A 10,321-nucleotide genomic window follows, 5' to 3' on the forward strand; every position below is an offset into this window, starting at 1 on the left:
CCTGGAGTTCTCCACAGCCGGTTCGCGGGGTCGCGCGCGGGCGACACCGCGCACGTAGCGTCGCCGTGTGGCTCCTCCAGACAGATTTCCGCGTTTTCGCGACCAGCTCCCACCCGAGCTCCGGGGCAAGAGCTTCACGGTGGCGGATGCGCAAGACCTGGGTGTGGGCAGGGGCCGGCTGAGGAACCCGGGGCTGGCGAGACCCTTTCGTGGCGTTCGCGTCGATAGTGGCGCAGCAGATCCGGCTGACGAGCTGGAGTCGTCATCGGCAGCGATTCGCCGGCAGCTCCGAGCCCGTGATCTGCAGTACGCGCCGCTCCTCAAGGAAGCGCACGCTTACGGCGCAGTGTCCGCAGCGCGGATCCTTGGCCTGCCGCTGCCGCTGCAGCTCCTCCGGGATCCGCGCGTCCATCTCGTCGTCCCTGACGGCACGAACGTGCCGCGGCGCCCAGGAGTCACCACCAGAATCGTCCCAGCACGGCTCTGGCGCACGTTCACGTTCGCCGGCGTCGCGCTGCCCCATCCCGCGCTCCTCTACGGCCTGATGAGTCGCGACCTCCTGCGCTCGAACGCCGCCTCAGCGCGGCCAGACCTCCTCGGCTTCGGGGACGCGCTTGTCAGCGGGGCCGAGAACTACCCGAACCGCCGCTGGCACGGAACCCTCGAGACGCCCGACGTCCTGCAACGCTTCGTGGCCGAGTGGTCGCCCGGGTTCGGCGCTGCCCTGCTCCGCGAGATGACCCCGCAGCTTCGCGAGAAAGTCGAGTCGCCGTACGAGAGTCTCCTGCGCTTCGTGCTCCACGACTCCGGATATCCGGAACTCACCGTTCAGCACTCTCTGCGTGTCCGAGGGAAGGAAGTCGCGCGCCCTGATTGCGCTGATCTCGAGGCGAAGATCGCCTACGACTTCGAGGGGCTCGGTCATCTGGTGAGTCCGACGCAGTGGAGACGCGACATCCAGCGCGTTCGCCAGGTCACCAATCTGGGCTGGCATTCCGAGCGGCTCACCGTCTCAGACCTCTGGCCGGACCCCAGTGCCTTCCTTGCGCACGCGCACGCCCTGCGAGAGCGCCGGCTGCGCATGCTCGGCAAGCTGTGACGCCGAGCAGCCCCTGCTGACTCGAGGGCCGAAAGCCGAGGGCCGTGGCACAGACCTGGGGCTGGCGCACGCGCCCAGCCCAACGGAGGTGCCTCCTCCCCACGTCTGCACCCGCGCCAGCGGCAAACCTGGGGCTGACGCATCCGTGACGCGCGCGGCGGATGCAGAACCCCCAGGTCCGCGCGCGCCAGTCACAGACCCGGGGCTGACGCACGCGCCCAGCCCAACGGAGGTGCCTCCTCCCCACGTCCGCACCCGCGCCAGCGGCAAACCTGGGGCTGACGCATCCGCAACGCGCTCGGCGGATGCACAACCCACAGGTCTGCGCGCCAGTCACAGACCCGGGGCTAACGCATCCGCAACGCGCGCGCCGGATGCACAACCCCCAGGTCCGCGCGCGGGCCAGCCACAAACCTCGGGCTAACGCATCCGCAACGCGCTCGGCGGATGCACAACCCCCAGGTCTGCGCGCGGGGACGGCGCAGGAGGGCTGGGCGGGTAGGGAGACTGAGAGCGGGCGGGCGGCGCTCAGTCCTCCGCGTTCGCGTTCGCGCTTGCCGTCGCCACGATGCGGGACGCCATGGTCGCGAAGATGAACCCGTGGAACGGGAACACGGCTGCCCAGTACAGGCGGCCGAGGAGACCCTGCGGGAAGTAGACCGCGCGCTGCTCGTAGCGGGAGCGGATGCGCTCCCCGTCCTTCAGCTCGTCGCCGCGCGCATCCGACTCGCTGTCTCCGTCGCCGACCGGCATGGCCCGCATCTCGAGCCACGCGAGCCCGGGGACGCGCATCTCGGCCCGCAGCCTCAGGAGCGAGCCGTGCTCGCCGCCTCGTTCGATGGTCTCGACGCGCCAGAAGTCGAGTGCGTCACCGACTGCGAGACGGTCCGGGTTGGTGCGACCACGACGCAGCCCGACCCCGCCGACGAGCTTGTCCATGACGCCGCGAGCCCCCCAGAGCAGCTTCGACGAGTACCAGCCGTTGTCACCGCCGATGCCCTCGATGACGCGGAACAGCTCCTCGGGTGAGACCGTGCTCTCCTTCGACTGCTCATCGGTGAAGACCGTCTGCCCCGCCCAGTCCGGGTCGGCGGGCAGCGGGTCGCTTGGCGCGCTGTGGACGTTCGCGTCCCGCCAGCTCGTCTCCGTGGCTCGCTGCTTCTCCCGGCCGAGGGCCAGCTCGACGGCCCGCAGGTAGGTCGTGAGGCCGCCCTCGGGCGGCGGGATGAGCGCATCCACGTCGCGGTTCTTGACGACGCACTCGTTCTGCAGCGACTCGACGAGGGGCCGGGCGATGGACTTCGGAATCGGGGTCACGAGGTTCACCCAGCGAGACGCGAGGCCTGGCGTGAAGACGGGCAGCGAAGCGATGGCCCGCTGACGCAGGCCGGCCTTCACGGCGTACCCGTTCATCATCTGCCCGTACCTCAGCACGTCGGGGCCGCCGATGTCGAGCGGCCGGTTCTCATCTCCTTCGATGCGGGCGGCACCAAGCAGGTAGTGGAGGACATCGCGGACGGCGATGGGCTGGATGTGGTTGCGCACCCACTGCGGGGCAGGCATGTAGGGCAGCACCTCGGTGAGGTGCCGAACCATCTCGAAGGACGCGGAGCCGGAGCCGATGACGATGCCGGCCTGCAGGACGATGGTCGGGACGGGCGACTTCAGGAAGACCTCGCCGACCTCCTTGCGGGAGCGGAGGTGCTTCGAGAGCTTCGCGTCGTCGGGGTGCAGGCCTCCCAGATAGACGATGCGGGAGACGCCGGCCTTCGCGGCCTGCTCCGCCACGTTCTCGGCGAGCTGCAGGTCGGTGCGTTCGAAGTCGGACCCGGACCCCATGGCGTGGACGAGGTAGTAGACGACGTCGATGTCCTGCATGGCCTCGCCGACGGCCTTCGGGTCGTCCGCGTCGCCCACGACCACGTCGACGTGGTCTCCCCAGTCGTACGCGGCGACGCGGCCAGCGTTGCGGGCCAGCACCCGCACCCGGTAGCCGGCGGTGACGAGCCTCGGAACGAGGCGGCCTCCCAGGTAGCCGGTCGATCCGAAGACGAGCACTCTCGGCGCCGAGCCGTCCGCTCGAGGAACGGCCTTGAGCGCCGGCTCGTTGCCCGTCGGGGCTGGCGTCGCGGGCGTGCTGCTGTTGGCCGGAGCGTGTCCGGTCGTGAAGTCGCTGCCGGACGAAGACGTCGTGCTGTGCTTCGCGGACTCGTTGGCTTGGGCGTTTGGGGGCGTGCCTGGTGATGCCATGCTCGCGAGGCTATTGCCCCTGTCTGATCGCAAGATGATGGGTTGACAAAGCGGCACGACAGAGCCCCCGAGGGACATGCCGCTCGGGGGCTCTGAGGTCGATCTTCGTCGTTCTTCTCGGCGGTGCGCTCTAGCTCTGCACGACCGCGACCGGGTCGGTCGTCGGCAGGCCCGTCGCGGATCCGCCCTTCGACTCGACTGTGAGGCCGACGGCCATGCCTGGCGCGAATGTTCCGTCGAGCACCTTCACTGCGGGTGCGCCGTCGGCCATGGTCAGGACCCCGGCGGGTGCGGGACCTTCCCCGTCGATGTACCAGAGCTCGTAGTCGTTCTCTTCGGGCAACTGGGCCATGCCGTCCGCGACGACCGCGGACTTGCCGAGCTCCTGCGACCAGTAGACCGTGACGGTTCCGCCGCCGGCCGCCTCGGTGCGAGCACTGTCGACGTCGGGGGCGGCGAGGATGAGCGCCACGTCGCCGTCGGCAACGGACGGCTCCTGCGAGTCCTGCCCGAACCCGCCGAAGGCGAGGCCTCCGCCGAGGAACAGGCCGACGGCGAGGACAACCGCGGCAGTCGCGGCGAACATGGCTTGGGCGCTGCTGCGGAACCAGCGGCCGCGGGCTCGTGTCTCCACGGGCCCGAAGTCGTCGTCTCCGGTCGAGGTGCTCGAGGCTCCACCGCCGACGGCGACAGTACGTCGTTCGTCGTCAGCGTCGCGCTCGTCGGCGTCGTTCTTGGGCTCCGGCGCGAGAGACAGCCTGGGCCGTCCCTCCCCCTCGGCGTCCCGCGGAGCAGCGTCGGCAGGTGCCGACGGCGTGCCGGCGTCGGAGGCTCCCGCGGGGGCCGCGGACTCCTTCTCTCCGCCGACCGGGTTCTGCTGCGGGAAGCTGTCGAGCTTCGCGAACAGCGACCCCTTCATGGATGCAGGAGGACGCACCGGGGAGACTGCGAGCGCGAGCTGCGCTGCGGCCTCCTGGTAGCTCTCGAACTCCTCCGAGAGCTCGCCGTCTTCCAGCAGCTTGCTCAACAGTGCGCGGTCTGCGGCATCGTCGAAGTCGTTGGCGGAGAGCGCCTCTGCAGCAAGCAGCTGCTCGAGCTCCTCACGTTCCTGTTCGTAACTCATGACACCACCCCCAACTCGCGACGCAACCGATTCATTCCGTCTCTGATCCTTGTCTTCACCGTGCCGAGAGGCACCTCGAGCCGTTCCGCGATCTCACTCTGGGTGAGACCCCCGTAGTAGGCCAGGGTGACCGCCTCCCGCTGCTGATCGCTGAGCGCGCTGAGTGCCTTCTGGGCCCTCTTGTGCTCGATGCTGATCTCAGCGGACTCGGCGACGTCGTCGCGTTCCCCTTCGAAGTCCCGTGCCCCGATCTTCAGGTCACGGTCCTTCGATGCCTGGGATGCACGCACCCGGTCGATGGCTCTGCGGTGCGCGACAGTCAGCATCCATGTGGTCGCCTTGCCCTTGCTCGGCGAATACGATGCGGCGGTCTGCCAGATCTCGAGCAGCACCTCTTGGGCGACCTCTTCGGACTGCGCCTGGTCGACAAGCACTCGCCTGATGAGTCCGAGGACACGTGGTGCCATGAGGTCGTAGAGGGTCGAGAAGGCTTCCTTGCTTCCTGTAGCGGTGCGCACGAGAAGGTCCTCTATCTCTCCGATGGCTTCGCTCACAAGTTCAGCTTGCCATCTCGCGAACGTTTCGCGAAGTTCGTTGACTTCGTGTTGGGTTCCTGGGAAGTGCGTTGCTGGGACGTTCGGCCTGGTCTCAACCGAAGGTGAATGAGTAAGCATCCACGCCACCCCCCAGCGTCACGGTCAGTTCTCCCTGCTTGCTCTGGTCCCCTTCGAAGAGGAGGTAGGAGCCCGGGTTGCCCTCGACTTGGATCTCTCGAGGGCCGGTGCCATCGTCGACGGTCACTATTCCGGAGCCGCCGAGCACCATGCGGATGGTCGAGGCGGTGTAGGAGAGCTTGATCTTTCCTCCGTCGTCGCTTCGGATGCCCTGCGAGTCGAGGTTGAAGTCACCGTCGAGCGAGAAGGTGTCCTGCTGCTGCTGCGCGGGGAACGTGAAGCTGCGGTCGCCCTGGCCGTACTCGCCTTCACCTGCGTAGTTGACGACCTTCGTCGGCATCAGGTAGGTCTCGGGTGTCGTGCTTCCGAGTTCCGGCGTGGTGTCCGAGGTGTCGGTCTCGCCGGGGAGCTGCACGTCCGGGTTCGCTTCCTTGAGGAGGTCGCGGATCTGGGCCTCGGTCTCGGCGTAGCCGCCTTCACCGAAGTGGATGGCGCGGACGGTTCCCGTTGCGTCGATCAGGTAGTGGGCTGGCCAGTACCGGTTGCGGTAGTTGGTCCAGGTGCCCAGGTTGTTGTCGAGGGCGACGGGGTACTCGATGCCGAACTCGTCGATCGCGTTGGCGACGTTCGAGGCTTCCTTCTCGAAGGCGTACTCAGGAGAGTGGATGCCGATCACCTGGAGGCCGGCGTCCTTGTACGCCTGGTCCCATGCGGTGACGTGCGGGATGGAGCGGATGCAGTTGATGCAGGAGTAGGCCCAGAAGTCGATGAGGACGACCTTGCCCTCAGCGGCCTCCGCAGCGAGCTGCACCGCTTCGCCGTCAGGGGTGTTCATCCACTCCTGGATGTCGAGGATCTCTGGGGCAGGACCGCAGTCGCCGAGCTCCGGGTCGCCGGGCGTGCAGTTGGTGAGCTGCTCGTTCTGGTCGTTGACCAGGCCACCGAAGGCGAGTGCCTCCTCGACCTGCTCGTTGGAGTTGAACTGCTCCTGGAGGCCGGCGGTGTAGTCCGGCACGAGGCGCTGGAGGATCTGCGGGAGGTTGAAGACGAGTCCGATCGCGAGGGCGATCATGACGACACCTGCAGTGATGCGGATGCCGCGCTGGTGCTTGCGGAACGACTTGACTCGCTCGCCGACGCGACGTCCGGCGAGGGCGAAGATGAGGAGCGGGATCGCGGCGCCGATGCCGAACGTCACCGTGAGGATGACGGTCTCGATTCCGATCTGACCGGTCGAGCCGGCAACCGTGATGGCTGCGAGCACTGGGCCGGCGCACGGCACGTAGACGGCGCCGAGCGCGATGCCGAGGAGGAAGCCGCCGCGGTCGGTATTGACCTGCTTCTGCGGGATCCAGGAGAACGGCTTCTCGAGGAGGTGCTCGAACTTCGGCACGATGAGGCCGACGCCGATGAGGACAAGCACGATGATGCCTGCCCAGCGCAGCACGTCTTGGGGGAGCCCGAGGAGGCTCAGGAGCAGCGAGCCGAGCAGCGTGAAGACGCTGAAGCTCGTAACGAGGCCCAGGATGACGAGGTACGGCCGGGCGGATGCGCGCCGCTTCGTCGTGCGCTCGCTCTTGACTCTCGTCTTGAGCGCGCCCTCGTCAGGCCCTTCGGCCCCGGGATCCTGGGCCTCGGCCTGCATCTCCTCGTCGCTGCGTGCACCCTGCACGCCGCCCGAGAAGAAGATGACGGGTAACACGGGAAGGATGCACGGGGAGATTCCCGTGATGAGGCCTCCGAGGAAGCCTATGAGTCCTAGCGAGATCATGTTGCGCTCCCTGAAGCATGGTTGTCAGGCGGACGTTCATGCCTGTGCACTGCATTCGGAGCCGTGTGCCTATCGGTTTGTCGTTTCCGCGTATTCGATGCGCTCGATCCGCGCTGTCCACCGGACGACGGCCCAGGCGCACTCCTGAGAAAGGCACCGGAAGCTGCCCCGTTCTGGTCACGTGTTCGGCCAGCAGGCGGGGACACCTCGCTATAGACGTTCTTATAGACGGCCCAGCCGCGCTCAGCGCCGGCCCCGCATCCGTGCAGCAGCACGTCCGAACAGCCGCACTGAGCGTCGCGGACTGACGACACGCACGGTGTTGAGGGCCCGAGATCCCCGGAATGACGGGCATGTGGGGGTCGCCGAAGTTTTATTCCGAACTTTTCCAATCCGCTACAGGAGGGCCTCCGAATGCCTTTGTGAACCGCAACGGATGCGGCTCCGGCCCCCCGGCCGAGAAATGAGGAGTGAAGTTATGCGCACTATCACCAGGAAGGGCTCACTCGCCCTCCTCTCGCTGGCGGCCATCTCGACCTTCGGCCTGGCAGCCTGCTCGAACTCGGCCCCCATGGCTGAGACCGACGCCTCCACGGAAGCCTCCCCCATGGAGACTGCAATGGAGACGCCTATGGAAACCACCATGGAGACGATGGACCCAGCAGCCAACCTCGTCGGATCCGGCTGCGCCGACTACGCAGCTCAGGTTCCGGACGGAGCAGGCTCTGTCCAGGGCATGTCCCAGGACCCGGTCGCAGTTGCGGCTTCCAACAACCCGCTGCTCACGCAGCTCACGGCGGCTGTCTCCGGCCAGCTCAACCCCGACGTTGACCTCGTCTCGACGCTGAACGGCGGAGAGTTCACGGTCTTCGCACCGGTCGATGAGGCCTTCGGCAAGATCGATGCAGGAACGATCGACACGCTCAAGACCGACGCTGACCTCCTCTCGGGGATCCTCACCTACCACGTGGTTGAGGGACAGATCCTGCCTGACGAGATCGCTGGCGACCACAAGACCGTCCAGGGCGAGAACGTCACCGTCACCGGTGAAGGCGACAACCTCATGGTCGGCGACGCCAAGGTCATCTGCGGTGGAGTCCAGACCGCCAACGCAACCGTCTACCTGATCGACTCGGTGCTCATGCCGCCGTCGATGATGTAAGACAAACGCAGCTAGCACGACAAACAGATATGGCCCCGGATCTTGCATCCGGGGCCTTTATCTGATTGCTTTTCGGCCCAGCACTTTCAGTGTTGCGCGAATATCACAGCGAGGGCACGGATTTCCGTGGATTCCCGCACAGGATTTCGTTATATGGATATCCGGGGGCCACAATGGGTTGTCCGGTTAAAGACGCGGCAGTGCCAACTGAGTGCCACAAGCGCCACAGGGGAAGCCATCGTCCGACACCGGCGACTACAGTCAACATCGAACTCTGGAGCTCTCATGGGATTCCTCGCATTCCTTCTTCTCGGACTCATCGCCGGGGCCATCGCGAAGCTCATCCTGCCCGGCAAGCAGGCTGGCGGCTGGATCGCTACCCTCATCCTCGGCGTCGTCGGCGCACTGCTCGGCGGCTGGATCGGCGGCATGCTCTTCGGTGAGAGCGTTGACGCGTTCTTCTCGCTCAGCAGCTGGCTCCTGGCCATCGGTGGCTCGCTCATCGTTCTCCTCATCTGGGGATTCATCACGAGCCGCAGCAGCAGGAACAAGGCGTAATACGCGCTCGCACGACCAAGGCTTCGGGCCCCGGCATCTTTGCCGGGGTCCGCTGTCGTCTCCGAGACGGTACAAGGAGCCAACACCCCTCCCATCCTCGCGCCAGAGGGGGGTCTGGACAAAGAACCCGTGACCATCTGGGAGCTCAGGAGGTGCCCGTGAACTACCCCGCTGGCGATCGTTCGCAACGATCGCACCAAGCCGGACGTGTCCGCGTCCGCGTGATCCACCCCGGCGCTCACGCGGTGCGCCTCGAGGGCCCAGCGGGCGAGCTCACGGATGAGGTCGTCCTGCTCATCTCACGCACGGGCTCCGTCGCGAGCAGCCAGGGAACGCGCTCGACGACACTCGACCCGCTCGATGCGACCTTCGTGTTGAACTCAGCACCACACACCCACCGACTGCAGGCCGACTCGATACTCCACTGCTTCACGATTCCCCGTGAGCAGCTCATGCCCGCGGGCACGGACGCAGGCACACTGTCGACGTCCCGAGCTGACAGCAGGACACCACTGCAGCACTCGGCGGCCGCATTCCTCACCGCGTATTGCGATTCGTTGCTCGCCGGCTCGGACGCCCACCCGCAGGACGAGGCGACGCTCGTGCGACTCGCCGCAGTGCTGATCCTCGGAGACGACGACCGGGACCAGGACCCGCAGCACTAAGCAGGGGACCGGGCTTCCGCTTCCCGCCGCTCGAGCTTCCTGCTCGCGGCGCGGCCCCTCCTGTGGTTCGCTCGAGGCATGACCTCCAGCACGAGCAGCAGCAACGACCAGCGGCCGAGTCACGACGACCAAGCGGCTGCTGAGCGGCGGGCCTCGGCACGTGCCGAGGCCCGCTGGCGGGCGCTGGCACGTTGGGAGCACTCCACGTCGCTGCCGATGTTCGTGGTCGCGGTCGTGTTCTTCGCGGCGTCATCGCTCCTGCTCATCGACGTGCAGCTGAGCGCCGACGCGCAGAGCCAGCTCACGAGCGTCGTCTCGGTCAGCTGGGCCCTCTTCATCGTCGAGTTCCTGATCCGCCTCGTGATCAGCCCGGTGAAGCTCACCTTCGTGCGTTCGCGCTGGTTCGACCTGCTGTCGCTGTTCGTCGTCGTGTTGCGGCCGTTCCTCATCGTCACGTACCTCTGGCGCCTGCCGTTCTTTCGCCGCGGTGGCCCTCGGGCGAAGCGAACCCGCAATGTACTCGCGGTGTCGATCGCGTCGCTCCTGTACGTGTACACGGCGTCACTCGGCGTGTACCTCGTCGAGCACAAGACGCGCGGCGCGTCGATCGTGAGCATGGGAGATGCGCTGTGGTGGGGGTTCACGACGATCACGACGGTCGGCTACGGCGACTTCACGCCCGTGACGCTCGCCGGCCGCGCCCTGGCCGTCTCGCTCATGGTGTCCGGCGTGCTCATCGTCGGGTTCGTGAGCGCGACCATCATGTCGGCGATCCGCGAAGACGCGCAGACCATCGCGGCGAAGCTCACGACGAAGGCGCCTGGCAGCGAGGCCGGCGGCTCCCACCCTGGGCAGGCTGCGCTCTGACCGACCACTGCGCGCTCCCCGCCCGTCCTGGCGTCTGGGCGATTTTGGGCAACAAAAAAGCCGGGGTTGGTCATCGAGGAGCATCTCTGCTCACTCAACAACCAACCCCGGCTTATGAAGAAGTCCGGCGGTGACCTACTCTCCCACAGGGT

The 10,321-nt window shown here is 66.8% G+C and carries 9 protein-coding genes; 5 read left to right on the plus strand and 4 right to left on the minus strand.

What is annotated here, in order from left to right; all coding sequences use genetic code 11:
* Positions 1-346: 346 nt before the first annotated feature.
* Positions 347-1,099, plus strand: a complete 753-nt coding sequence (locus C5E06_RS18590) for a hypothetical protein (RefSeq protein ID WP_104307856.1) — start codon at positions 347-349, stop codon at positions 1,097-1,099.
* Between the two features lie 528 nt (positions 1,100-1,627).
* Here the strand turns inward: C5E06_RS18590 and C5E06_RS18595 are convergent.
* The 4 genes from C5E06_RS18595 to C5E06_RS18610 all read right to left on the minus strand — a co-directional run bounded on the left by C5E06_RS18595 (position 1,628) and on the right by C5E06_RS18610 (position 6,917).
* On the minus strand, positions 1,628-3,349 hold the full coding sequence (locus tag C5E06_RS18595; protein WP_104307857.1) for an SDR family oxidoreductase: 1,722 nt from the start codon (positions 3,347-3,349) through the stop codon (positions 1,628-1,630).
* 130 nt (positions 3,350-3,479) lie between these two features.
* Positions 3,480-4,472 (minus strand): anti-sigma factor, encoded by a 993-nt coding sequence (locus C5E06_RS18600; protein WP_104307858.1) that lies wholly within the window; start codon positions 4,470-4,472, stop codon positions 3,480-3,482.
* Positions 4,469-5,026, minus strand: a complete 558-nt coding sequence (sigK, locus tag C5E06_RS18605; protein ID WP_236558643.1) for an ECF RNA polymerase sigma factor SigK — start codon at positions 5,024-5,026, stop codon at positions 4,469-4,471. The genes C5E06_RS18600 and sigK overlap by 4 nt, the downstream gene beginning before the upstream one ends.
* Positions 5,027-5,120: 94 nt before the next feature.
* Complete coding sequence (locus tag C5E06_RS18610) at positions 5,121-6,917, minus strand: cytochrome c biogenesis protein DipZ (protein WP_104307859.1); 1,797 nt, start codon at positions 6,915-6,917, stop codon at positions 5,121-5,123.
* 478 nt (positions 6,918-7,395) lie between these two features.
* Here C5E06_RS18610 and C5E06_RS18615 point away from each other — a divergent pair, with 478 nt between their 5' ends.
* From C5E06_RS18615 to C5E06_RS18630, 4 genes are all read left to right on the plus strand, one after another.
* Positions 7,396-8,079, plus strand: coding sequence for a fasciclin domain-containing protein (locus tag C5E06_RS18615; RefSeq protein ID WP_104244973.1), 684 nt, complete (start codon positions 7,396-7,398; stop codon positions 8,077-8,079).
* Positions 8,080-8,364: 285 nt separating this feature from the next.
* Positions 8,365-8,637 (plus strand): GlsB/YeaQ/YmgE family stress response membrane protein, encoded by a 273-nt coding sequence (locus C5E06_RS18620; protein WP_104307860.1) that lies wholly within the window; start codon positions 8,365-8,367, stop codon positions 8,635-8,637.
* Between the two features lie 158 nt (positions 8,638-8,795).
* Complete coding sequence (locus C5E06_RS18625) at positions 8,796-9,302, plus strand: hypothetical protein (protein ID WP_181063049.1); 507 nt, start codon at positions 8,796-8,798, stop codon at positions 9,300-9,302.
* 78 nt (positions 9,303-9,380) lie between these two features.
* Entirely contained in the window at positions 9,381-10,169 is a 789-nt protein-coding gene (locus tag C5E06_RS18630) for a potassium channel family protein (RefSeq protein WP_104307862.1), read from the plus strand.
* The last annotated feature ends 152 nt before the right edge of the window (positions 10,170-10,321 follow it).

The sequence above is a fragment of the Pseudoclavibacter sp. RFBI5 genome (assembly GCF_002931395.1).
Classification (GTDB): domain Bacteria; phylum Actinomycetota; class Actinomycetes; order Actinomycetales; family Microbacteriaceae; genus Pseudoclavibacter.